At 70.0% G+C, this 23696-nt stretch carries 15 protein-coding genes; 3 read left to right on the top strand and 12 right to left on the bottom strand.

Features of this window, described 5'->3' with window-relative positions:
• Window positions 1–5: 5 nt before the first annotated feature.
• The 4 genes from ABH920_RS45470 to ABH920_RS45455 all read right to left on the bottom strand — a co-directional run bounded on the left by ABH920_RS45470 (window position 6) and on the right by ABH920_RS45455 (window position 7422).
• Window positions 6–1361 carry an ABC transporter substrate-binding protein gene (locus tag ABH920_RS45470; protein ID WP_370355580.1) on the bottom strand — a complete coding sequence of 452 codons (1356 nt, stop codon included), beginning with the start codon at window positions 1359–1361 and terminating at the stop codon, window positions 6–8.
• Window positions 1362–1402: 41 nt separating this feature from the next.
• Entirely contained in the window at window positions 1403–2626 is a 1224-nt protein-coding gene (locus ABH920_RS45465) for an enolase C-terminal domain-like protein (protein WP_370355626.1), read from the bottom strand.
• A gap of 122 nt (window positions 2627–2748) precedes the next feature.
• Window positions 2749–5616: a hypothetical protein gene (locus tag ABH920_RS45460; protein ID WP_370355579.1), complete on the bottom strand. Its 2868-nt coding sequence runs from the start codon at window positions 5614–5616 to the stop codon at window positions 2749–2751.
• A 30-nt stretch (window positions 5617–5646) separates the two neighbouring features.
• Window positions 5647–7422, bottom strand: a complete 1776-nt coding sequence (locus ABH920_RS45455; protein ID WP_370355578.1) for a glycoside hydrolase family 36 protein — start codon at window positions 7420–7422, stop codon at window positions 5647–5649.
• A gap of 91 nt (window positions 7423–7513) precedes the next feature.
• Between ABH920_RS45455 and ABH920_RS45450 the strand changes: the two genes are divergently transcribed.
• The gene (locus ABH920_RS45450) at window positions 7514–8365 is read left to right on the top strand and encodes an SMP-30/gluconolactonase/LRE family protein (RefSeq protein ID WP_370355625.1); all 852 of its coding nucleotides are present in this window, start codon (window positions 7514–7516) and stop codon (window positions 8363–8365) included.
• 40 nt (window positions 8366–8405) lie between these two features.
• On the opposite strand, the gene ABH920_RS45445 is transcribed toward ABH920_RS45450, so the two are convergent.
• From ABH920_RS45445 to ABH920_RS45435, 3 genes are all read right to left on the bottom strand, one after another.
• Window positions 8406–9422 carry a LacI family DNA-binding transcriptional regulator gene (locus ABH920_RS45445; RefSeq protein ID WP_370355577.1) on the bottom strand — a complete coding sequence of 339 codons (1017 nt, stop codon included), beginning with the start codon at window positions 9420–9422 and terminating at the stop codon, window positions 8406–8408.
• A gap of 67 nt (window positions 9423–9489) precedes the next feature.
• The gene (locus ABH920_RS45440) at window positions 9490–12540 is read right to left on the bottom strand and encodes a glycoside hydrolase family 2 TIM barrel-domain containing protein (protein ID WP_370355576.1); all 3051 of its coding nucleotides are present in this window, start codon (window positions 12538–12540) and stop codon (window positions 9490–9492) included.
• Between the two features lie 50 nt (window positions 12541–12590).
• Complete coding sequence (locus ABH920_RS45435; protein ID WP_370355575.1) at window positions 12591–13619, bottom strand: LacI family DNA-binding transcriptional regulator; 1029 nt, start codon at window positions 13617–13619, stop codon at window positions 12591–12593.
• Window positions 13620–13719: 100 nt separating this feature from the next.
• Between ABH920_RS45435 and ABH920_RS45430 the strand changes: the two genes are divergently transcribed.
• Complete coding sequence (locus tag ABH920_RS45430; protein ID WP_370355574.1) at window positions 13720–14664, top strand: acetylxylan esterase; 945 nt, start codon at window positions 13720–13722, stop codon at window positions 14662–14664.
• A gap of 78 nt (window positions 14665–14742) precedes the next feature.
• Window positions 14743–16881: a hypothetical protein gene (locus tag ABH920_RS45425; protein ID WP_370355573.1), complete on the top strand. Its 2139-nt coding sequence runs from the start codon at window positions 14743–14745 to the stop codon at window positions 16879–16881.
• Window positions 16882–18214: 1333 nt separating this feature from the next.
• Here the strand turns inward: ABH920_RS45425 and ABH920_RS45420 are convergent.
• The 5 genes from ABH920_RS45420 to ABH920_RS45400 form a co-directional block, all read right to left on the bottom strand.
• Complete coding sequence (locus ABH920_RS45420; RefSeq protein ID WP_370355572.1) at window positions 18215–18958, bottom strand: PspA/IM30 family protein; 744 nt, start codon at window positions 18956–18958, stop codon at window positions 18215–18217.
• 98 nt (window positions 18959–19056) lie between these two features.
• Window positions 19057–20052 carry a DMT family transporter gene (locus tag ABH920_RS45415; RefSeq protein ID WP_370355571.1) on the bottom strand — a complete coding sequence of 332 codons (996 nt, stop codon included), beginning with the start codon at window positions 20050–20052 and terminating at the stop codon, window positions 19057–19059.
• Between the two features lie 93 nt (window positions 20053–20145).
• Entirely contained in the window at window positions 20146–21045 is a 900-nt protein-coding gene (locus ABH920_RS45410) for an alpha/beta fold hydrolase (RefSeq protein WP_370355570.1), read from the bottom strand.
• Window positions 21042–22415, bottom strand: a complete 1374-nt coding sequence (locus tag ABH920_RS45405) for a M20/M25/M40 family metallo-hydrolase (protein ID WP_370355569.1) — start codon at window positions 22413–22415, stop codon at window positions 21042–21044. The genes ABH920_RS45410 and ABH920_RS45405 overlap by 4 nt, the downstream gene beginning before the upstream one ends.
• A gap of 12 nt (window positions 22416–22427) precedes the next feature.
• A complete protein-coding gene (locus ABH920_RS45400; protein ID WP_370355568.1) occupies window positions 22428–23390 on the bottom strand; it encodes a LuxR C-terminal-related transcriptional regulator in 963 nt (320 codons plus the stop codon).
• Between the last annotated feature and the right edge of the window lie 306 nt (window positions 23391–23696).

The following is a 23696-nucleotide window of genomic DNA, read 5'->3' as shown; positions in this document are numbered from 1 at the left end:
GGTCCTTACTTGCCGATGGACTTCGTGTAGGCCGACGCGGAGCGGTTCAGGATCGTGTCCAGGCTGTCCGAGCCGATCGGGGACAACTTGTAGTAGTCCGGTCCGGCGGCGTCGTTCGACGCGCCCTGCGGGATCCACGGCGTCGTCAGCTGCACGAACGAGTCCGACGTGTGCTGGTTCAGCCAGTCCATCCAGGACGTGCCGGTGTTGCTGACCGCGGGCTCGGTCGACATCGAGCCGGTGGCCTTGAGCCAGTTCTGGTAGTTCGCCGGGTCGGAGAACATCGCCAGCCACTGCATCGCCAGGTCCTTGTGCGGGGCCGAGGTCGGCACCACCCAGGTCAGGTCCGGCTTGACCGGCACCCGGTTGTCCGCGGCGTTGTCGGTCCCCGGCAGCACGAACAGGCCCGCGTTCAGCTTCGGGTTCGCCTTCAGGATGGTCGCGGAGTCCCACGAGCCGTCCAGCAGGAACGGGTAGTCGTCGGTCTTGACCGCCCAGATGCCCGGCGCGGTCTGCTGGTCCACGCCCGAGGCGGCCGGCTCGATGTACTGCATGACCTGCTGGTACTTCGCGCCGATGTCCTTGTAGGTCTGGGCGTTCCAGTTCTGCGTGCCCTGCCAGAACGCGTTCGCGCGGTCGGAGGAGACCTGGACGGAGTCCGTCGGCTGCTTGCCGGCCATCAGCGTCTGGTTCTCAATGCCCTGCCAGATACCGCCCTGCATCCCGACCTTGCCGGCCAGGAAGATCGGGGTCTTGCCGGCCGCCTTGAGCTGCGCGCAGTCGGCCAGGAACTCCGAGAAGGTGGTCGGGACGGCCATGTTGTACTTGGCGAGCAGGTCCTTCTTGTACCAGATCGCCCCGGCCCCGGCGTACTCCGCGGCCATCACGCCGTACACGCCGCCGTTGTAGCCGACCGCCGCCTGCTGCGCCGTCATGTCGTAGTTCTTCATGAACGGCTGGTCCTTCAGGTCGACCAGCTGGCCGGCCTCGATCAGCGCCGCCGGACCGCCGGGCTTGATGTTGGTGAAGCTCGGTGGGAACGCCTTCTGCGTCGGTGCGAACTGCGCCAGCACGTCCACCGACTTCGACTGCAACAGGCTGGTGGACAGCTGTCCCCAGGCGCCGTTCGCGGTCGAGGTGTTCTGGAAGTTGACCGTGACGCCGGGATGCGCCTTCTCGAACTGCGCGTTGAGGGCCTTGGTGAAGTCCACCGCGCCGGGGTTGGTCCACTCGGCGACGGTCAGCGTCACCTTGGGGCCGGACGAGCCCGACCCGGAGGACTTGCTGGACGAACACGCGGCCGCGGTCGTCGCGGCCACGACGGTCACGAGGGCGATCGCGACCGGTCTGCGGATGCTCATGACGGGCTATCTCCGTTTCCTGATTCCTGGGCGGGGACGAACTACGGGCGTTGCAGCGCACCGTCGCCCCGGCGCGGAGGGCGCCAGGCGTGACCGGGCTCGGCCTTCGCGGCCGGCGGGTACTCGGCGGCCAGGGCTTCGTCGAGGTCGACGCCGAGCCCCGGCGCGTCCGACGGCCACAGGTGGCCGTCCCGGATCTCCGGGCAGCCCGGGAACACTTCCCGGTGCTGGTCGGCGAACAGGTGCTGCTCCTGGATCCCGAAGTTCGGGCTGGCCAGGTCCAGGGCGAGGTTGGCGGCGTGGCCGATCGGCGAGACGTCGCCGGGGCCGTGCCACGCGGTGCGCACGCCGAAGCTCTCGGCGAGGTTCGCCAGCCGCCAGGCCGGGGTCAGGCCGCCGATCGCCGATATGTGGACCCTGATGAAGTCGCACAGGCGCTCGGTGATCACCGGTCGGTACTCGGCGGGGTTGACGAACAGCTCACCGATCGCGATCGGCGTCGCGCTCTGGTTCCGGATGGCGCGGAGCCAGTCGAGGTCCTCCGGGGCGACCGGGTCCTCCAGGTAGAACAGGTCGTACGGCTCCAGATCCTTGGCCAGCCGCACGGCCTCGGTGGGGTGCACGCGCTCGTGCACGTCGTGGATCAGCTCCACTTCCGAGCCCACCTCGCTGCGCAGGTGCTCGAACAGGCCGCGCACCGTCCGCAGATACGCGCGGGGATCCCACGCGTCGGCGACGAGCGGGCGCCGGTAGCCCTCACTCCCGGTCCCGCCCGCCGCCTTCGGTGCGCCGTAGGTGCCGCCGCCAGGGACGGCGACCTGACAGCGCACGTGTGTGTAGCCGGCTTCGATCCATTCCTGGACCTCCTCGGCGACCGCCTTGGCGTCCACCCCGGCGGCGTGGGTGTAGAGCGGGACCGCGGTGCGGCAGCGCCCTCCGAGCAGCTGCCACACCGGGAGCCCGGCGACCTTGCCCTTGATGTCCCACAGCGCCATGTCGACGCCCGACAGGGCGTTGTTCAGCACGGGGCCGGAGCGCCAATAGCCGCTGACATGCAGGGTGCTGACGATGTCCGTGATGTCGGCCGGATCGCGGCCGATCAGCTGCGGCGCCAGGTACTCGTCGACCGCGGTCGCGACCGCCTTGGCGCGCTGGGTGAAGGTCGCGCATCCGAGCCCGTACAGGCCCGGCTGGTTCGTGTCGATCCGGACGATGACCAGCGTGGTTCCGGTCGGCGCGGTGAGGATGGTCCGGACGCCGGTGATGCGGACGCCGGAGCTGGTACCGGTGTCGGGGCCGGCGTCGGTGCTGGAGTCGGCGCCGGAGTCCGGCCCGCCGGAGGGCGCCGCCCAAGGCGGTTCGGCAGGCCGGAGTTCGTCGTGCGAGGTCACTGTCCGATCCCCCAACGGGTGTCGATCCGGCCGCCGGTGAACTGCGCGCCGGTGCCCCAGAACGGGGCGAAGTTGTAGCAGCCCGAGGCGGTTCCCTCGTTCTTCGCCGTCCAGTACGTGGCGCCGTGGCTGTTCTTGCCGCGGTCGTTGACCTGGACCGCCATGGTGGCCTCGTGGACCTGGCCGGCCGTAAGGGCCTGGATTGCCGCGTACAGATCAGGGAGCTGGTTCCAGTTGATCGCCAGCTCGTACGTCGTCAGCTTGTTCGTCTCGTCGCGGGTGACGACCACCCGGCCGTCGGCGCCGGTGGTGGCGTGCGCGTCCAGCTGGCCCAGCGGAGTCGGGAGGACCGCGTTGGTCGGGTAGAACGTCTGGTAGTTCGTACCGGGCGCCAGCTGGCGGTGCAGCTCGCCGGCGCCGAAGGGCAGCGTGGCGACGAACAGGTGCGAGGCCGAGACCAGGCACTTCTCGTAGTGCGGGTCGCCGGCCAGCAGGTCGTCGGGGTTGGCGACGACGTTGAAGCCGATCTGGATGCTGTCGGCGGCGAACGGGAACAGGTACTGCCCCTGTGCCGAGGCCCATATGAGGTTCGAGGACTGCGTGTCGTCCTCGATGACCGCGCGCACGTACAGGCTCGTGCTGTCCCACGCGGTCTGGTAGGTGTACGTCTTGGTGTCGCTGACGCCGGCGAGCAGCACGGTGCTGGACATCGTGACCGGCACGACGCCGTTCCACTGGCTCGCGCTGCCGCCCACGGTGATCGAGCGGTTCGGCACGTAGGCGAGCTGGACCGTCTGCGAACCCTTCAGATGGAAGCCGTCGCGCCCCGGGATCGTCACGTCGTACCCGATCGGGTACTGGTTGTTCGGATCGACCTGCGTGGTCTGCGCCGGCCACGACACGACCTGACACTCACCCGGCGCCAGCAGCACCGGCCGGGTCGCGGTCGGCGTGCTCCAGCCGGCCGGCGGCGTCATCGTGACGTTGGCGTGCAGAGGAGCCGGGGAGACGTTCTCCACGCGCAGATCGATGGTGCTGCCGTCGCCGATCGGCTTCACGAACGACAGCGGCGTCACCTTCACCGGCTCGTCGTAGGTGAACACGGCACCCTCGGTCAGCAGCATCCTGAGATCGTTCGGCCGCAGATCCGTGTCGAAGTACAGAACCTCCCACGGGTTCAGCGGCAGCGTGACCGTGGACTTGCTGCCGTCGGCCAGCTGCGTGCCGAGGTAGTCGTAGACCCGCACGTGCCGGGCGTTGTTCAGGGTCAGCGTCCCGGTGTAGCCGACGTTCTGGTGCTCCATCGTGCCGTCGTAGAGCTGGTCGGCGTAGATCGCCGCGCGGCCCTTGCCGTCGGCGTGCTTGAACAGGAAGCCCCACGTCGACTTCGCCGTCGGGTAGAGCTCTTCGAGCAGCTGGCAGTCCTCCAGGACGCGGGTCATCGTGGAGTAGGCGACGATCGGCGCGCTCGGGCTCTTGGTCTTGTTGTCGTACATGTTGAACTCGGCGCCCGAGTACGTCGCGTCGTAGCACAGCGAGAACCAGAACACCTTGACCGGCGAGTTCTCCTCGGCCCCGGCCAGCATGTGCAGGAGGTAGTTCGGGGTCAGGGTGCGGGCTACGCCGTACTGCCGCATGGTCACCGGGTAGTCCGGGAACTGGAACGAGGCCGCCGTGCCCAGCTCCGTCTGCCACTGGCCGGCCCGGCCCTGGGTCTGGCCGTATTTCTTGTCCAGCTTGATCTGCGTCTTCGTCATCGCGTACTGCGTCGCGTCCGGATAGCCGTACGCGTGGTTCACCGAGCCGTCGATGTAGCCGGTCTTGTCCGAGCCGAGCGCGTAGACGATGTCCCGGTTGTAGGTGACCGAGCCGCCGCCGATCAGGTTCACGTCCGGGTAGTCCGGCTTGACCAGGTCCCAGATCAGCTTGGTCATGTCGCGGTAGTCCTGCGCCGTGCCGGTCGCCCAGGACCAGCCGTGCACCCACGGCTCGTTCCACAGCTCCCAGTTCTGCACCAGGTCCTGGAGCGGCGCGATGCTGTGGTACACCATCTCCGAGTGCGCGACCATGTCCTTCGGCCGGTTCTGGTACGGCAGCGGGATCGTGCCGTTGGGCAGCGGCTCCACGTTCCAGGACATGTTGTAGTTGATGCCGCCGATCGGCGTGATGCCGAGCGAGAGCCAGTTCTGGACCTCGGCGCGCGCGGCGTCGATCGCGGTCTGGTCCCAGAACACGCCGGGGGAGGGGGCGACGGTGTCCGGCTCGACGGCCACGATGCCGCGGGTCCACTTCACCCCCATGCGCGAGGCGATCTGCTGGCTCACCGCCCAGGTGCCCTCGGGCCGGATGCCGAGGCCGAACACCGAGTTCGGGCGCACCCCGGTGACCGTCTGCCGGATCACGCCGAGGCCGTGCGTGGCGGCGATCAGCACCGTGTTGTCGGACTTGGTGACGGTGACCGCCACCTGGTAGTGGTCCGGGCTCAGCGCGCCGAGCGGGATGGTGACCACGCCCGGCGTCCCGGCCGGGGCGTTGAACGGCGAGGTGCCGGTGCCCAGCTGCGTGGTGCCGCGCCGGGTCAGGGTCCAGGCGATGGCGCCGGTCATCGCCACCGTGCTGTTGAAGGTCACGACCAGCGCCGCCGGGGCGGTGCCGCTGGTCGGGTCGGCGATGTAGAGCCCTGTGGTGTCGGTGAAGTTGACGTCCACCAACGGGATGCGGACGGCTGCGGGGGCGGCGCCGGCGGCTGTCGCCGTCTCGGCATGAGCGCTTTGGCTGCCGATCATGCTTGCCGCTGCCGCGCCGGCGGTGGCCGCCGCACCGTAACCCAGCGCGCGGCGACGGCTGATCTCAGGGTTGATCATTTCTCGGGCCTCCGTGGAAGGAAGGGGTTTTCAGGCCTCTGCGATCAGCGTGATCAGGCACAGGCCGGAAGGGGGAACCGCGACGGAGAACGGCCCGAGGGCGAGGCGTGTGGTCTCCATGCGGACGGTGCGACCGCAGGCGTCTGACACGGTCAGGCGCACGTCGGCTTGGTGCGAGAGGTCGAGGACGATCCGGTCGCCGCCGGTGGCGTTGACCACAGCGGCCTCGCGGAGCCCGCGCAGGGCGAGCGGGACCAGGTGCTGTGCGCTGTGCAGGACCGCCACGACGCGCTCGGCGTCGGACGCGGTCACCAGGGAGTAGAGCTCGTCGGGACGGCTGGCGCGCAGTCGGCCGCGGGTCAGCAGCTCGCGGCGCTCGCGCCAGAAGCCGAGCCAGAAGGCGGTCATGGCGCGGTGCTCGGCGGGCAGGTCGCCGAGCCGCATCGAGAGCTGCGGGATGGTGTGCAGGACCGCCAGCAGCTGCCGGGCGGCCTGCTCCGGGGTGCCGGTCGCGTCCCACATCAGCATGTCGGAGTGGATCGCGGCGTCCGGCGCGAGCAGCGCCAGGTCCAGGGACTTCACGCGGTTGGCGACCGCGTCGGCCGGGCAGTCGCTGGCGCGCAGCAGGTTGGCGTACTCGAGCATCGCAGGGCCCGTGTACGGCTGACGGAACTCGATGAGGAAATCGGTACCGCGTACGGCGCGGAGCCGGTCGCGCAGGGCGGCGAGCATCGTGTGCATCGCGGTGCCGACGTCCGGGATCCAGTCCTCGGCGGCCGTGTCCGCGTACATCTCACTCGCGTACGCCGAGGCGGAGTCCAGGAAATCCATCTTCAGGCCGTCGAGTCCGTACTCCTCGATCAAGCGCGCGCAGCTCTCGACGACGAACTCGCGGACCCGGGCGTGGCGCGGATCCAGGACGTGGCACCGCCATTCGGGCCGGGCGTGCGGCGCGAGCTCGGCGAGTGTTCTGCTTGCCGCGCTGTTCTGGCCGAGCAACAACGGCGCGATCCAGGCCATGTACTTCAGCCCGGTCTGGTGGATCTCGGCGACGTGCGCGGCGAAGTCGGGGAACTTCTCGGAGTCCGGCTCCCAGTCGCCGCAGCCGGAGTAGCCGCCGCCGGTGCCGCCGCGCTGCCAGCCGTCGTCGAGGATGAGGAGTCCGCACCCTGCCTCGGCGGCCAGCTTGGCCTCGGCCTCGATCGCCGACGCGCTCACGTCTTGGTGGTAGGAGTACCAGGTGGAGTAGGTCGCGGTCCGGCCGGCGTCCGGCACAGGCAACGGTGTCTCAGAGGCCTGCCAGCGCGCCAGGTCGCGCAGCGCGTCGGCGTGCGGCTGTCCGGGACCGGCTATTCGGATCCGGCAGACCTCGCCGGGCTCCAGGTCCACGGCCAGCCAGATCCCGAACCGGCCGGTGCGCTCCCCGACGCCGAACCTCACGTGCGTGGTCGCGACCAGACGGTCGGTGGCGTAAGCGAGCAGCGAGTTTCCAGCGGCGTCGTAGAGACAACCCAGCGGCGCCGAGTCGAACAGGCCGACCGCGCGCCAGCCGGTCATCCAGTCCGCGGCCAGGTGGCGGTCCCAGCCGGCGGCCGGGTGCCAGTAGCCGACGGCGCCGCCGAGCGGGATGTCCAGGCGTACCAACGTTGTCCCCGGCATCCCACCGGCGAGCTCGACGACACCGCCCTCGGATTCCGCGGTGAGGACCGGTTCCGCGCCCGGAGTCAACCGTGTGACGACGGTACCTCGCACCTCAACGGCGCTACCGTCGTTCCACAGCCGACGCGGGTCGGGAAGGGAGGTCATCACTGTTCCTCTCAAGGGATTGGCTGGAACCATAGTCACGCCGAGACAACGTTGTCCAGAGTTTCAGCGAAGGAAAGGAAAGCGCATTCCGATGTTCAGCCCAGAGATATTCGCCCCCTGCGACGCTCAGGTCGGGGAGGGGCCGGTGGTCGAGCAGGCGGCCGGACGCCTGGTCTTCGTGGACATCCCGCAGGGCCGGCTGATGGAGGCTGACCTGTGGGAACCCGGTCCCGCGACAGAGATCACGAGGATCGGGATGAGCCTCGGCGCGGTGGCTCCGCGGCGCGGCGGAGGCTGGGTCGCGGCGTGTGCGAAGGGTTTCGGGACACTGAGACCGGACGGCGACTTCTCCGTCGAGCATCCAGTGCTGGCTGATCCGGCGTTGCGGATGAACGACGCCAAGTGCGACTCAGCAGGACGTTTCTGGGCAGGCAGCACGGAACTGTCCTTCGATCCGGGTCGCGGAGCGCTGCATTGCTGGGACCCGCAGCACGGAGTCCGAACCGTGGTTGAAGGACTGACGTTGCCGAACGGCCTGGGCTGGAGCCCCGACGACACCGTCTTCTACCTGGCCGACAGCATGCGGCACGTGGTGTTGACGGCCGAATTCGACGTGCACACCGGAACGCTCGGCACTCTCAGGGAACTGATACACATCGACGGCGGGCTGCCGGACGGACTGTGCGTCGACGAGGACGGTTGCCTGTGGCTCGCCGTCTGGGGCGCCGCTGAAGTGCGGCGATACGATCCGCGCGGCCGCCGACTCGCCACCGTGCGTTTCCCGGTCTCGCAACCTTCATCGTGCGCGTTCGGCGCGGACGGTGTACTCTTCGTGACTTCGGCCATTGAAGGTACCGACGCAGCTCGCGAGCCTTTGGCGGGCTCGGTTTTCGCCGTCGACGTCGGAGTGTGCGGAGTGCCGGCAGGTATATTCGAGGTCTGATTTAATCGAGAGTGCGCGCGTCGGCTACGCCGTGCCGGTTTCAGCCGGCGCTGCGCACTACCAGCTCGGTCGGAACCACGATCGTCTTGGGCCGTGACCGGTCCCCGGCGATCCGGTCGAACAGCAGCTGGGCCCCGATGCGTCCGATCTCGCGGACGTCGTAGGAGACCACGGTCAGCGGATACGGCACGAACGCGGCGGTCTCGAAGTCGTCGAACCCGACCAGCTCCACCTTCGCCGACCGGCCGCCCAGCGCGCCGAGCGCGCCGAGCACCAGCCGGTTGTTCAGCGCGAACACCGCGGTCGGCGGCTCGGGACCGTCGAGCATCGCGTTCACCGCCGCCGTGGCGTCGGCGACGGTGTGCACGCCGTACTTGATCAGGTCCGGCCGATAGGGCAGCCCGGCCTGTTCCAGCGCCTTCTCCGCCGCCGCCAGCCGCTCGGCCATGGTGGAGATGCTCAGCCAGTCCGAGACCACCCCGATCCGGGTGTGCCCGGCGGCGGCCAGGTGCTCGATCGCCGTGCGGGCGCCGGCCGCGTTGTCGATCAGCACCGTGTCCGCGCGCAGGTTGCGCGGCGGCCGGTCCAGGAACACGATCGGCGTGCCGCGCTCGATCTCCGGGCGCAGGTAGACGTGGTCGGCGTCGGCCGCCGGGACCACCAGCAGCCCGTCCACGCGCCGCTCGCACAGCTCCAGCAGCAGCTTGCGCTCGCGGTCGGCGTCCTCCTCGGAGCTGGCCGTGATCAGCAGGGTGTCGCGGTCCAGCGCGTACTGCGCCGCGGCCGCGGCTATCCCGGCGTAGAACGGGTTCCCCAGGTCCTCGATGAGCAGGCCCACCGTCGCCGAACTGCTGCCGGCCCGCAGGTTGCGGGCCATGTCGTTGCGGCGGAAGCCGAGCTCGGCGACGGCGGCGTTGACCTTGACCACCAGCTGGGGGTCCACGGTGGGCACGTTGTTCACCACCCGCGAGACGGTCTTCAGGCTGACGCCCGCGATCCGTGCCACGTCCGCCATCGTCGGGCGGCGTGCTTCCCCGCCCGCGCTGGGCGTGCTCATGCTCAAGGCGGTCCGGTTCCTTCCGGCGACACGGCGCCGGGCCCGGTGCCTACGTTGTCTCGTGTCGCTACTGTAGCGCCTCCAGGGTAAACGTGAAGCTGGCGGGCATGGCCTCCAGGCGGTGCCGCGGTTGCAGGGGATGGCCGCACGACGCGCTTCCGACGCCGTGGTGTGCGTGGTCCACATGGACGTGCAGGCGCCCGGAGGGGACCAGCTCGTCGGGATGCCGTGCGGCTTCCAGCGCCGCGGTGCTCCACGGCCGCACGGCGAGGTCGAAGTGCGGGGCGCCGGAAAGCAGCAGGCCGGTGCCGTCCGCGCGGGTCAGCGAGGCCCGGCGGACCTGGTGCCGGTTGCCGTTCTCCTGCGGGAACAGGTAGGGGGTCTGCAGGTCCCGAACAGAGCTCTGATACTGGCCGACGCGCACCGCCGACCGGCTGTCCCGGTACGCCTCGCCGGGCCCGAGCCCGTACCAGCTCACGGTGTCCAGCTCGCCGGGCAGCTGGAAGGAGACCCCGAAGCGCGGGATCGGGCACGGCCACGGCCGGTTCGGCGCGGTGTGCACGGTCAGGCTCAGCCGGGTGTCGGTCGCCGCCCAGATGTAGGTGACCTCCAGGTGGTGGTCCAGGCCGACCGGTCCGACGCGAGTCGTGACGGTGAAGGCGTCGGGCTCGCACTCCACGCCGCGCACGTCGTGCACCAGCCGGTCCAGTCCGGCGGCCTGCCAGGTTTCCAGCAGCGGCGGTGCGGTGAAGGAGGACCAGCGCTCGTTGTCGATCGGGGCGCGCCACAGGTCCAGCGCGAAGCCCTCGATCGCCAGTCCGGCCAGGCCCAGCAGCTCCCCGGAGGAGGCGTCGAAGGTGGCCGCGCCGAGCGTGACGGTGTCGCCGAGGCGTTGCGGCGTCAGGTAGTCCGCGGCCGCGTCGCCGCGGTCGATCGTGGCGCTGCCGAACGACGTGCCGCCCGGCGTGGAGGCCGCCAGCAGCGCGTCGGCGGCCAGCGCGACGGCCTGGTCCACCAACGGATCGGCGTCGCTGAACGGGGCGTCCTCCAGCTCGACCTGGCCCCAGGCGACCACGTGCCCGGCCGGCGCCCAGGCCTCGTCGGCGGCCAGCACGGCCTCCAGGATGAGCCAGCGCTCGCCGGGGCCCGCGGCGTCGGCGGCCTTCGTCAGCTCCACCGGGTGCCGGAAGCGGTGCGTGGCGCCCGGCGGGATCGGCGGGACCGGGAGTTCGTCCTGCGCGATGAGGTCGCCGTCGATCTCCAACCGCCAGCTCCAGCGCAGGTATCCGGTGTCCCGGGTGTGGTGCAGGTTGCGGATCGTGTCGCCCTCGACGCGGACCGGCTCGCAGAGTTTGCCGTACTCCAGCAGGCCCGGCGAGGGCGTGCGGTCCGGGAACAGCAGGCCGTCGGCGACGAAGTTGCCGTCGTGCACCCGCTCGCCGAAGTCGCCGCCGTAGGCGTAGTGCGCGCCCTGCGCGACGCCGTGGTCGATCCACTCCCAGATGAACCCGCCGGCCAGCCGGGGATGCGACTCGAACAGGTCGCGGTATTCCAGCAGGCCGCCGGGGCCGTTGCCCATCGCGTGCGCGTACTCGCAGAGGACGAACGGCAGCGACCGCCGGTGCGCGTCCACGGTCGGGTCGACCGTCATCGGCTCCTGATACACCCCGGTGGCGGCCACGTGGTCGTAGTTCGAGTACATCCGCGAGTACAGGTCCACGTAGGAGGAGTCGCGGTCGCCCTCGTAGTGGATCAGCCGGTCCGGGTCGCGCTCCCGGATCCACGCGGCCATCGCGGCCAGGTTCTCGCCGCTGTCGCACTCGTTGCCCAGCGACCAGATCACCACGCTCGGGTGGTTCTTGTCCCGCTCGACCATCCGCTCGGCGCGGTCCAGCAGCGCTTCGCGCCACTCCGGGTCGGCGACCGGGTTGCCGCGCCAGCCAGCCAGCGCGAAGCCGTGCGTCTCCAGGTCGCACTCGTCGACGACCCACAGGCCGTACTCGTCGCACAGGTCCAGGAACCGGGAGTCCGGCGGGTAGTGCGAGGTGCGGACCGCGTTGATGTTGTGCCGCTTCATCAGCAGCACGTCCTCCAGCATCGTCTCCGGGCTCAGCGTGCGGCCGGTGAGCGGATGCCACTCGTGCCGGTTCACGCCGCGGAACTTCAGCGGCTTGCCGTTGGCCAGCAGGACGCCGTCGGCGGTCTCGACGCGGCGGAAACCGATCCGGACCGGGACGCGCTCGCCGGCGCTGACCAGCTCGCCGGTGTACAGCCGCGGCCGCTCGTCGCTCCACGGCTCGACGTGCGCGATGACGAACGGGCCGGCCGGGTCGGCGTCGGCGATGCCGAGGTCGGGGACGGTCAACCGGGCGGTTCCGGCGGCGGTGTGGACGTCGACGCGCAGCGTGCCCGCGCCGGTCGCCGGGTCGAAGTCGGCGTGGACGAAGAAGTCCGATATCCCGTCGCGCGGCCGCTCTAGGATCGCCGCCGACCGGAAGATGCCGGACAGCCACCACATGTCCTGGTCTTCCAGGTAGGTGCCGGCCGACCACTGGTGCACGCGGACCGCGATCACGTTGCGCCGCCCCGGATCCAGCACCGCCGAGACGTCGAACTCGGTGGGCAGCCGCGAGCCCTTGCCGTCGCCGAGCAGCGTGCCGTTCAGCCAGACCGCGAAGCAGGAGTCGACGCCCTCGAAGCGCAGCCGCGCGCCCTCGGCGTGGAAGTCGGCGGGCACGTCGAAGGCGTACCGATACTCGCCGGTCGGGTTCTCGCGCGGGACGTGCGGCGGGTTCAGCGGGATCGGGTAGGTGACGTTCGTGTACGCCGGGGCGCCGTAGCGCGGCTCGCCGGGCACGCCGTCCAGCTGCCAGCACGACGGGACGGCGATCAGGTCCCAGCCGGCGTCGTCGAAGTCCGGGGCGTGGAAGCCCTCGGTGGTGTCGTGCAGCCCGGCGGCCAGCCGGAACCGCCACCGGCCGTCCAGGCCCAGCGTCGCGGCGTCGGAGGCGAAGGCCGCGCGCGGGGCCAGCCGGCCGGTGCCGGGGGAGCGGTCCTCGACGTAGGCGCAGTGCTTTTTGCGGGGCGAGTGCTGGTTGAGGGAGGTCTGTGGGGTCATCGAGCGGGCCACATCCTTTGATTCATCAGGGTTCTCGAATGACAGGGTTCTCAGATGAGGGTGCGCGGCGGTGCGGTGGACTTGCGCACCATGAGGCGGCCGGCCATGACCGTCTCGGTGTTCTGCGCGTCCTTGCCGTCGAGCATGTCGAGCAGGATCTGGGCCGCACGCCGTCCGAGGTCCACGCTCTGCAGCGCGACGCTGGTCAGCGGGGTCTCGCCGAGCACGGCGGCCGAGGTGTCGTCGAACCCTGCGATCGAGACGTCGCCGGGCACGCTCTTGCCGTTCTCGCGCATCCAGCGCAGGACGCCCAGGGCCATCGCGTCGTTGAAGGCGAAGACGGCGGTCGGCGGGTTGGGGAGGGTCATCAGCTGCTGCGCGCCGGCGTGCCCGGATTCGAAGGTGAAGTCGCCGTGGACCTCCAGCTCCGGCGTGGGTTCCAGGCGCGCGTCGGCGAAGGCACGCCGGACGCCGCGCAGCCGGGCGGCCATCGCCAGCCGGCTCTCCGGCGGTCCGTTGACCACGCCGATCCGGCGGTGGCCCAGCGCCAGCAGGTGCTGCGCGACCGCGTAGGCGCCGCCCTCGTCGTCGGGGTGCACCATGGCCAGGTCGTCCTCGGTGTAGCCGATCACCACGACCGGGTAGCCGAGCTCCACCAGGTGCGGCAGCGCGGCCGTGCCCCCGCCGCCCTCGACGATCAGGCCGTCGACCAGCCGGCGCCGGTCGAAGCGGCGGTAGGCGGAGGCGGGGTCCTTGGAGGCCTCGCGGGTGGACAGCAGCATGCCGTAGCCGCGGGCCGCCAGTTCCTGCTCCGCGCCGGTCATCATGCGGATCAGGTGGTCGTTGGCGAAGGCGAAGCCGGGGTCGTGCGGGATCACCAGGCCGACCACCTCGGTGCGGCCGCGGGCCATGGCCCGGCCGCCGGCGCTGGGGCGGTAGCCGAGCTCCGACATCGAGGTGACGACGCGCTCGCGGACCGCGTCGGTGACCGTCGGGTCGCCGTTCACCACGCGGGAGACCGTCTGGTGCGAGACCCCCGCGTGTTCCGCGACGCTGCGCATGGTCGGCCGTGCTGGCATCCCCTCCTCCTCCCCGGGATGGACGTTCAGTCCTACCTGATCTACTGTCGATCCTCGCTGAATGAACGCTCACTTTACAAGTGTTGGGGGATCGCCGACGATGCCTGGTTCCGACACCGCCCCGGACGACTTCGACGCATTCTGGTGCAAGGGCATCGAGGTCGCGCGCTCGCTCGGCGGCAAGCCGTCGGCCGAGCTCGTCGACACCGGTCTGACCACGATCACCACCCAGGACGTGACGTTCCCCGGCTACGGCGGCGAGCCGGTGCGCGCTTGGCTGCACCTGCCCCGGCACACGGACGGGCCGCTTCCGGTGGTGGTGCGCTACATAGGCTACGGCGGTGGACGGGGATTGCCGCACGAAGACGTGTTGTGGGCCAACGCCGGCTATGCCTACTTCGTGATGGACACGCGCGGGCAGGGGTCGGATTGGGGTTTGGGCGACACCGCTGATCCGCATGGATCAGGGCCCGCATATCCGGGGTTCATGACGCGCGGCATTGGTGACCCGGAGGATTACTACTACCGGCGCGTGACGATCGACGCGGTGCGGGCCGTGGACGCCGTGGCGGCGTTCGGCGAGGTGGATCCGACGCGGATCTCGGTGGTGGGGACGAGCCAGGGCGGGGGACTGGCGCTGGCGGTCGCGGGGCTGCATCCGGGGGTGCGGGCGGCGATGATCGATGTTCCTTTTCTGTGCGACTTCCCGCGCGCCGTTCACAGCGCCGAGCGGGGGCCGTATACGGAACTCGCGGCGTATATGCGGATGCATCGCGGTTCCGTCTCCGCGGTTCAGGAGACGTTGGCGTATTTCGACGGGGTGAGCCATGCGCGAAGTGCCACTGCTCCGGCCATGTTCTCCGTGGCGTTGAAGGACGACATATGTCCGCCTTCAACGGTGTATGCGGCCTACAACGTCTATGGCGGGCCGAAGGAGATCGTGGAGTACGAGTTCAACAACCATGAAGGTGGCGGCAGTTTTCACGCCGCGGTGCAGCTTCGGTGGCTGGCACGGTTGCATCGGGCGTTGGAAACAGACTGTTGACAGTAGGGTCGCTCGAACCTACCTTCGTCAGTGCCCTCAAGTGAACGCTCACTTTACAGTCGTTCTAGGGAGCTTGGCATGGAGGATTCGAAGGGAATGACGCGTCGGCGGCTCATTGTGAGCAGCGCCGGTGCGGTGATCGCGGGCGGGGTCGCGACGGCCCTGCTCGGTGAGACAGCCACAGCCCAGGCGGCGCCGGCCGCCGCCGGCGCCACCTTCCCGACTCTGAACGTCACCACCTCGTGGGTGGGGAACACGTACGCCGGCGCCACGCAGTGGATGCAGGACTTCCTGTTCAACATCGCCGTCACGGCCGACGGCACCGTCTACACCAACTCCTTCTGGGACGAGGGCGGCGATGAGGCCGGGATCTACAAGGACGGCAAGGTCGTCGGCAACAGCCACAGCGCGAACGGCGACGCGGTGGCGGTGAACAGCAAGAACGCTTTCCTGACGGTCGGCAACGGGCTGACCGCGTTCTCGCTGGCCGGGGTCGCGAGCACGGTGACGTTCGCCGTCGGCAGCCCGCCGGCCGCGGCCGCCGCGACCGACACACAGGTGGTCGCCACCGACCGGGTGCAGAACCGGGTCATCGTGTTCGACGCCGCGACCGGCGCGATCGTGCGGACCTGGGCGGTGAACATGCCCGGCGCCGTGGCGATCGACCCGAAGAGCGGCGACGTCTGGGTGGTCTCCGGAGTCACCCGCGACACCAACGACGGCCACTTCTGGCACGTGGGCGCGAACGGCCCGGCGACGGTGCTCGGCTTCACCAACACCGGCACCGCGCTGCCCGGCACGATCGCCGGTCCGGCCGCCGACTGGCTGCCGACCTCGCTGGCGATCGACGTCAACGGCAACCTGCTGGTCGGCGACAACGGGCCGCTGCGGCAGGTGCACACGTACACCGGGCTCCTCTCCCCGAAGCCGACGCTGGCCAGGAGCCTGGGCCGGCCCGGCGGGATCGGCAGCGGCACGCCGGGAGTGCCGGACACGAACAAGTTCTGGGGGATCTCCGGCGTCGGCGGGGACGCGGCCGGCAACGTGTACGTCGGCATGAACGAGTTCGGGACCTGGCTGCGCAAGTACGACCCGAGCGGCAACCTGGTGTGGCAGCTGGTCGGGCAGGAGTTCGTGACGTCAGGGGACTTCGACCCGGCGTCGAACGCGCTGGACATCTACAGCCCGCACGCGCACTACCGCATGGACTACAGCAAGGCGCCGGGCAGCGACTCGACGTGGATGGGCTACACCCTGGACTCGGTGAAGTACCCGCAGGACCCGCGGCTGTTCATGATCGGGCACCAGCACCACATCACGTCGGCGTTCGTGCGGCGCTTCAACGGGACGCTGTACATGTACACGACCGGCATGTACAGCGGCGAGCTGGTGATCCACCGGATGCAGGGCGAGATCGCCGTCCCCTCGGCCGCGATCTTCAAGGCGCACTTCACCGACGCCCCGAACTGGCCGCCGTTCCAACCCGCCACCGGCGAGTGGATCTGGCGCGACGCCAACGGCGACGGGGCGTTCACAGCGGACGAGTACACGACGAACAACGGCCTCAGCGCGCCGAGCAACTGCTGGGTGTGGTTCGTCGACGACAAGGGCGACGTGTGGGAGGGCGGCGATCGCAACCTGCGGCGGTATCCGTTGCAGGGCTTCGACAGCCACGGCAACCCGATCTACGACTACGCACACCTGGTGACGACGGCCCTGCCGGCCCCGTTCAAGCCGGTGCGGCGGCTGTACTACGACGTGGCGACGGACGTGATGTACGTGTCCGGATACACGGCGGCGCAGCCGTTCGAGAACGCGCACTGGAAGGAGTGCGGCAAGGTCCTGGCGCGTTACGACAAGTGGAGCACCCTGGACCCGGCGACGGCGACGCCCACCTGGCAGATCCTGCTGCCGTGGGACGAGACGGTGCAGCCGGTGGCCACGACCCCGGTGAGCTGGCAGCCGGCGGGGGAGTACATCTTCGTGTGCGGGATCGCCACGCGGGGGTTGGTGTGGGTGCTGAAGGCGTCGGACGGTTCAGCGGTCGGGATGTGGGAGCCGAGCGCGATCGTGGGGCCGCCTTCGGCGTACGGGCCTACGGGGTGGGTGGACGTTCCGTATGGGCTGAACGCTGCGGTGGGGGCGGATGGGACTTATCACGTGACGGTTGAGGATGATTTGAAGAACAAGATTCTGGTTTATAGCTGGAAGCTGTGAGGGTTTTGCGGTGAGTGAGTGAGTGAGTGAGTGAGGTGAGTTCGGCCCCGGCTTCTTCGCGCGCTTGATGGGAGTGCTGCGGGGAGGCTGGGGTTTTTGGTGGGCGATGGTCGGGGCGGTCTGGGCATCGCGCTGGCGGCTGGTCTGTGGTTTTAAGAGCCTTTTTTACGGCTTCGCCTAAGGTTTGGTGACCTCGCTGGGGGACGCAGTTCGGTGGTGTGCCGCTGGTTGCGCTGGCGGCCGGCGGGTAATGCTGGACACGACCGCGCACCGGTCCGAGTCACTGCGCACACGTCAGGTGGGCGGGTCGCGGCCGCGTGTGGTGGGTGCCTGAAAGTCAAGAGCAGGCGCCTCCGGCGGGGGCACTCGAGACTCTGAGGGATCCCCAACCCCCCGCGTCGGCGGCGGTTTGTGTGTTGGTCGCCTCGTCCCGGATCCCTCGTCGCTGTCGTCGCCCGGAGGGAACCATCCCGGCCTGGCGGTGTCCAGCCGGATCGCACGCTGCTGTGGTCGGGTCGCGTTCGGCCGGACACCGCCAGTCCGGGCTGGTTGTGCAAGCACCGCCGACAGCGACGAGGGATCCGGGACAACCCCACCTGTGGGAAGGATTCCCGCATCTCGGGCACGCCATGTCACCACCCGCAGGTGTACGCGCCCGAGTGGACCATGTCCACACCACACGCGGGGTTGTCCCGGGTTCCCCGTCGCGTCGGCGGGCGTAGCCAAGCTGACCGGGCCGGTGGTGTCAAGTCGCACGAGGCTGGACCACAGCAGCAGGGGTCCGACTTGATACCACCGGACCGGTCTGCTTCCGTGAGGCGACGATGCGACGGGGAACCCGGGACACAGGCGACCACAAGCAGCATCCGGCAGCAGACAGCGCGGCCCCCCTCCCCGGAGCGAGTGCCGCTCGCCGCGCAGGCGCCGCCGGAGGCCCTGCCCTTGACTTTCGGTGCCCACCACACGCGGCCGCCAGCCGCCAGACCAAACGTGTGCGCAGTGACTCGGACCCGTGCGCGGTCGTGCACACGAACAACCGCCGGCCGCCAACGCAACCAGCGAGGCACCACCGAACTGCGCCACCCAGCGGATCCTTCTTAAACCCGTGCGAAGCCGTAAGAAAACGCCCTTGAATGTCAACCCACAAACAAACCGCACCTACCAGCACCCACACATAGGTCAGAAGCGCCTGAAAATCGCCTGTAAAGCTACAGATCAGCCGCAACCGCAACCAACCAGCGCACCAAGCCCCAGCCAGCGCCCCCAAAAGCGAAAGCGCGGTAGGCCGAAGCCCGCCGCGCCATCGTCGTACCGTCGAACCGTTCGCTGAGGCCTAGGCCCCGGCCCCCGGCCCGATCTGCTTCTTCGCGTCGCCGGACGCGATCTCGTTCCGGAGCCGCGCCATCTCGTTCTCCACGCCGGAGCCGGCCGAGAGGGCATCGAGTTCGCGCGTGATGTCGTCCTTGCCGTAGCCGGTGGGGTCGTTCAGGACGCCGGAGGCGGTGAGTTCGTCCAGGGCGGCGCCGCGGGCCTGGAGTTGGGCCGTTTTGTTCTCGGCGCGCTCGATGGCCATGTTGACGTCGCCCATCTCCTCGGAGATGCCGCTGAAGGCTTCGCCGATCTGGGTGGTCGCCTGGGCTGCGGCGTAGGTGGCCTTGATCGTCTCCTTCTTGGTGCGGAAGGCGTCGACCTTGGCCTGCAGGGACTGGGAGGCTCGGACGAGCTTTTCCTCTTCTGCCTGCAGGGCGTTGTACTGCTGCGTCATGTCCTCGATCTGCTGCTGGAGCGGGCCGCGGCGGACCAGGGCCTCGCGGGCCAGGTCTTCGCGGCCGATCTCGAGGGCGCGCTTGGCCTGCTCGCCGCGCTTGTCGTAGTCCGCCTGCAGTTGCTTGAGCTGGATCTCCAGGCGCTTGCGGCTCGTCGCCACCTCCGCGACGCCGCGGCGCACCTTCTGCAGCAGCTCCAGCTGCTTCTCGTAGGACAGGTCGAGCTGTTCGACCGGATTTTCGCGGCGTTCAAGGGCCGCGTTGGCTTTGGCCTCGACGACCAGCTTCATCCGCTTCATGACGCCGCTCATAGACGCTCCCCGCCCCCTTCGATGCATGGGCCCCTACGCATGGCACGGCCCGGGGCTCCACAGGGGCCGGGGCCGGGGTACGGCAGAGTAGGGACGTTTCATGGGATCAACGCTTCCGTGGTGACCGTGGTTCCCAGGATAGACCGGGTGGAATCTCCTTCGGCACCCGTGGTGCGCCCGATTCCGCGCTGTGCGAGGTAGGCCCCCGCCAGCACGATCACGCCGCCGGCGATCTGCGTCGCCGACAGCCGCTCGCCGAGTGTGATCCAGGCCACGACGGTCGCCGATGCCGGCTCGACGTACGCCAGTCCCGCCGCCACCGTCGCCGACAGCCGCTGCACCGCCGCCGCGCCGGTGAGGTAGGACAGGACCGTGCTGATCAGCACGATGAGAGCGGCCAGCGTCCAGCCCGGCAGGTGGTGCGAGCCCATCGGGACCGAGCGCCCCAGGATGTGCCAGGGCGCGGACCACGGTGCGGCCAGCGGGGTCAGCGCCACCATGCCGACGCTCATGCCGCCGGTGGTGAGGGTCAGCGGGTCGACCGTGCCGGACAGTCGGTCGATCACCAGGAAGTACGTCGCGTTCCCGGCGCCGGCGCCGAGGCCGGCCGCCAGGCCCACGGCGTCCAGGTGCACCCCGGACCAGATCTGCACCACGATCGCCAGTCCCAGCATCGCCACCCCGACGCCGATCGCCGACTCGCGCGCCACGTGCGTGTGCCGCACCAGCTTCTCCCAGCCGACCACCAGCACCGGCCCGGTGAACTCCAGCAGGATCGCGATCCCGACCGGCAGCCGCGAGGCCGCCACGAAATACAGCACCTGGCACGCCGCGACCGCCACCAGTCCGTAGATCACGATCGGCCACTTGTTCCGCGCCATCGTCGCCAGCTGCCCGGGCCGCCGCAGCGCCAGACACAGCGCGACCAGCACCACGACCGTCCCGATCAGCCGCATCCACACCGCCTGCAGCGGGCTGAACCCGGCGGCGATCAGGGCCTTGCCGAACGGACCGCCGGCCCCGAAGGCCACCGAGGAGACCACGCCGAACAGGACGCCGGCCGTGGCGCGGTTGACGGAAACGGGGCTGCTCACATCCGGAAGAGTAATAGGCGCGGAGTGCTTTTGTCCTTGACGATCACCAGGCGAGGCCGAGTCGTGATCAGCTGTGCCCGCGAGCCGAGCAGCTCACGCGAGCAGCCGGACCGCCTCGGCGAACGCCTCCGGCGCCTCCTGCGGCACGTTGTGCCCGACCCCCTCCACCTTCCGGTACTCGAAGCGCCCGATGAACAGCTCCCGGTCCCCGGAATCGGCGAACGCCGGCCCGCCGACCCCGTCCGCCCCGGCCTCCAGCACCACGGTCGGCACCGCGATCTCGGTCCCGAACGCCAGCCGCTCCTCGATCGCCCGATACCGCGGATCACCCTCGGCCAGGCCGTACCGGTGCCGGTAGGAATGGATGACCACTTCCACGAAGTCGGGGTTGTGCAGGCTCGGCGCACTCGCCGGGAACTCGGCCGAAGCGGCCTGCCACGTCGGCGACCACGTCCGCCACAGCAACTCGCACAGTTCCTCGCGGTTCCGCTCCAACCCGCGCCGCCCGCGCTCGCTGTGGAAGTAGTACTGGTACCAGTACGTGGCCTCCCACTCCGGCTTCGACGGCTCGCAGGAGTGCGCGATGTCCTGCACGTTGAACCCGTCGACCGTGACCAGCCCGCGCACCCGCTCCGGCCACAGCGCCGAGACGATGCACGCCGCCCGCCCGCCCCAGTCGTAGCCGCCGACGATCGGCCGGTTCAGCCGCAGCGCGTCGATGAAGTCGACCAGGTCCTGGCCGATGGCGCCCTGCTGCCCGGACCGCAGATCGGCCTCGGACAGGAAGCGCGTCCTGCCGAAGCCCCGCAGATACGGTGCGTATACCGAATAACCACCTTGCGCAACCAGCGCTGCGGCGACCTTGTCGTAGGCCCGGACGTCATAGGGGAAGCCGTGGAGCAGGACGACGGGAATCCCCGAGGGGTCCCCTGCGTGTTCATAGGCGATGTCGAGAACGGGCGTCGCTACGTGATCCAACGCAGTGAAGGTCATGAGGAGAGCTTCGCATAATCCCTGGCGTAAGCCTCGAAGAAAGCTGCCTCTGCCAGCACCGAACTCCGCAGTTCAGACAGCAGTACACGCTCGTTGGGCCCGTGCAGCTGGCACGCCGCGTCTTCGGCCCCGAACAACAGGATCTCAGCATTCGGAACCGCTTTCGAGAGCCCGTTCACCAACGGGATCGCGCCGCCGCTCGCGGCCTGCGTCGCGGCCGAACCCCACGCGGCCGCCAGCGCGGTCGCAGCAGCCTGATATGCCGGTCCGCCGGTCCGGGCGGCGAACCCGGGGCCCGCGTCCTGGGGCGTCACGGTCAGCTCGACGCCGAACGGCTTGACCGCCTCCAGATGCCGGACCAACGCCTGCTGCGCTTCCTTCGGGTCCTGCCGCGGATGGATCCGCAGGTTCACCAGAGCCCTGGCATACGGCACGACGGCCAGCGCCGCGGTGTCGACGGCCGGCGCGTCCAGGCCGACCACCGTGACCGCCGGGCCGCTCCACAGCCGCTCGCCGAGGCCGCCGGTGCCCAGCAGCGGCGTGCCGGGCTCGACGGTGGCCAGCGCGCGGAACTCCTCGTCGGTGTACGCGGTGCCGGACCACGGCTCGCGGCGCAGGCCCGGCACGGCCACGTCGCCCTTGTCGTCGTGCAGCGTGGCCAGCGCGGCGATCAGGGTGAGCAGCGCGTCGGGGGCGGCGCCGCCGTACAGGCCGCTGTGCCGCGCCTCCTTCAGCGTGCGGACCTCCACCAGCACCTCGGCGTCCCCGCGCAGCGCGGTGGTCAGCGTCGGGGTGCCGGGGCGGATGTTGCCCATGTCGGCGATGACCATCGCGTCGCAGGCGAACGCGGCCGGGTTCTGCGGCGGGTAGTCGTCCAGGACGCTGCCGTACTCCTCCTGGCCTTCCAGCACCAGGCGGATGCCGACCGGCGGGCGGCCGTCGAAGGCGCGCAGCGCGCCGAGGTGCACGGCCAGGTTCGACTTGTCGTCGGCGATGCCGCGGCCCCGGATGGCCGGGCCGTGCTCGGGGTCGGTGTACTCCGTCGGGGTGAAGGGCGGGGAGGCCCACGCCGCCTCGTCCCCGGGCGGCTGGACGTCGTAGTGCCCGTAGAGCAGGACCGTCGGGGCCTGCGGCGTCGGCGGCGGGATGTAGCCGGTGATGATCGGCGAGGTGTCGGGCAGCCGCAGGTCCGCCAGGTCCTGGACGCCCGCCTCGCGCAGCAGGTCGACCAGCAGGTCGTGGCACTCGACGACCTTCTCCTGCGGATAGCCGGGGAAGGCGATCGAGGGGATCGCGGCCAGGCGCTTGAGATCGGCGGCGACACCGGGCATCAGGGCGTCGACTTTGGCGGTGAGCTGCGCGATGTCCATGCGGTCAGTAACTCACACCCAACCGCGGCGCGCCGCCTGAGCGCCGATCTGGAAGCGCGACGCGGCCCCGAGCCGGACCGCCAGATCGGCGACGCGGCGGCGCACGGTGCGCTCGCTGATGCCGAGCTGGCGCGCGATGACGTCGTCCTTCATCCCCGCGTTCAGGCACTGCAGGATCGCGTGGTCCTCGGCGAGCAGATCCGGGTTCGCTCCCGCCCGCGGCGCGAACAACGGCACCGCCTGCGTCCACACCGCCTCGAACAGCGCGATCAGTGCCTCGCAGAGCCCGGAGGCGTGCACGACGGCGCAGCGCGAGTCGGCGTCGCCGGCCCCCGGCTCGGACAACGGCAGGATCGCCTCCCGCCGGTCGGCGACGACGAGCTTGGTCGGCAGCGCCGGAGCGGCGCGCGCCTGCTCGCCGAGCTGGACGAGCGCTCGTACCCGGTTGGTGCGGTCAGGGTGGTCCAGCACCTCGGCCGCGTAGACGGCGCGCACGGCGACACCCCGCGCCAACGCGCCGGTCTCCGCCTCGGAGTCGCCGTAGTTGGACGCGACGTATGGCGGCGTGTCGAAGGCGAGGATCTCGGTGTCGGCGCGCGCCATCAGATCGTGGAACCGCGCGGCGATGGCCGAGCGCCCGACGATCGCCTCGACCGGCCGCGCCGCCCCGGTGCGCACCGCGCGGTCGTGGAAGCTGGCCGACAGCTCGTCGATGGTCTGGGTCAGCCGGTCCAACTCGGTCCGCCGCTCCCGCAACAGCCCGGTGAGCGCCACGCGCGGGTCGACCGGCACCACCGCCAACCCGTCGCGCAGCGCGAGCCCGAGCTCGGTGAGGCGGCGGACGCTGCGGCGGACCTGTTCCGGCGGGGCGCCGAGGTCCTCGGCGAGGGTCGCCGGGGTGTGCGGGTCGCCCGCGGTGAGCAGGCGGCGCAGGACGGATTCGTCGAAGGCTGACAGGCCGGCGGGGATCAACACGGGCGCGGCCCGCCGTCGCCGCCGGTTCTGACCAGCTCAGTCTCCTGTGCCACGGTGATCCCCCTCCTGATTCCCCTCCTGCGATCAAGAAGCGGCCACACTATAGCGCCGTCCGGCCGGAACCGGCAGGTGTCCGGTAACGGTCAGGGAAAACGCTTCCACCTCGCGGTACGCCGCTGCCAGCATCCCTGTCACCGCTTCGGCGCCGGTTCCCGCATTCTGCCGGGTCGGAAGCGCAGTCACATCAGCACTCTGGGATGTCGGGAGATCACCCTTGCCTGCGATACCTCTACGCCGTCCATGGAT

Source organism: Catenulispora sp. EB89 (genome assembly GCF_041261445.1).
GTDB lineage: Bacteria > Actinomycetota > Actinomycetes > Streptomycetales > Catenulisporaceae > Catenulispora.
Note: the sequence above shows the minus strand (reverse complement) of the source record. Positions and strands in the feature narration are given on the sequence as shown.

Excerpts from the sequence above, each read along its gene's own strand:
- ABH920_RS45470 (WP_370355580.1), bottom strand. The coding sequence starts at position 1,361 with ATGAGCATCCGCAGACCGGTCGCGATCGCCCTCGTGACCGTCGTGGCC.
- ABH920_RS45460 (WP_370355579.1), bottom strand. The coding sequence starts at position 5,616 with ATGATCAACCCTGAGATCAGCCGTCGCCGCGCGCTGGGTTACGGTGCG.
- ABH920_RS45455 (WP_370355578.1), bottom strand. The coding sequence starts at position 7,422 with ATGACCTCCCTTCCCGACCCGCGTCGGCTGTGGAACGACGGTAGCGCC.
- ABH920_RS45450 (WP_370355625.1), top strand. The coding sequence starts at position 7,514 with ATGTTCAGCCCAGAGATATTCGCCCCCTGCGACGCTCAGGTCGGGGAG.
- ABH920_RS45445 (WP_370355577.1), bottom strand. The coding sequence starts at position 9,422 with ATGAGCACGCCCAGCGCGGGCGGGGAAGCACGCCGCCCGACGATGGCG.
- ABH920_RS45440 (WP_370355576.1), bottom strand. The coding sequence starts at position 12,540 with ATGACCCCACAGACCTCCCTCAACCAGCACTCGCCCCGCAAAAAGCAC.
- ABH920_RS45435 (WP_370355575.1), bottom strand. The coding sequence starts at position 13,619 with ATGCCAGCACGGCCGACCATGCGCAGCGTCGCGGAACACGCGGGGGTC.
- ABH920_RS45430 (WP_370355574.1), top strand. The coding sequence starts at position 13,720 with ATGCCTGGTTCCGACACCGCCCCGGACGACTTCGACGCATTCTGGTGC.
- ABH920_RS45425 (WP_370355573.1), top strand. The coding sequence starts at position 14,743 with ATGGAGGATTCGAAGGGAATGACGCGTCGGCGGCTCATTGTGAGCAGC.
- ABH920_RS45420 (WP_370355572.1), bottom strand. The coding sequence starts at position 18,958 with ATGAGCGGCGTCATGAAGCGGATGAAGCTGGTCGTCGAGGCCAAAGCC.
- ABH920_RS45410 (WP_370355570.1), bottom strand. The coding sequence starts at position 21,045 with ATGACCTTCACTGCGTTGGATCACGTAGCGACGCCCGTTCTCGACATC.
- ABH920_RS45405 (WP_370355569.1), bottom strand. The coding sequence starts at position 22,415 with ATGGACATCGCGCAGCTCACCGCCAAAGTCGACGCCCTGATGCCCGGT.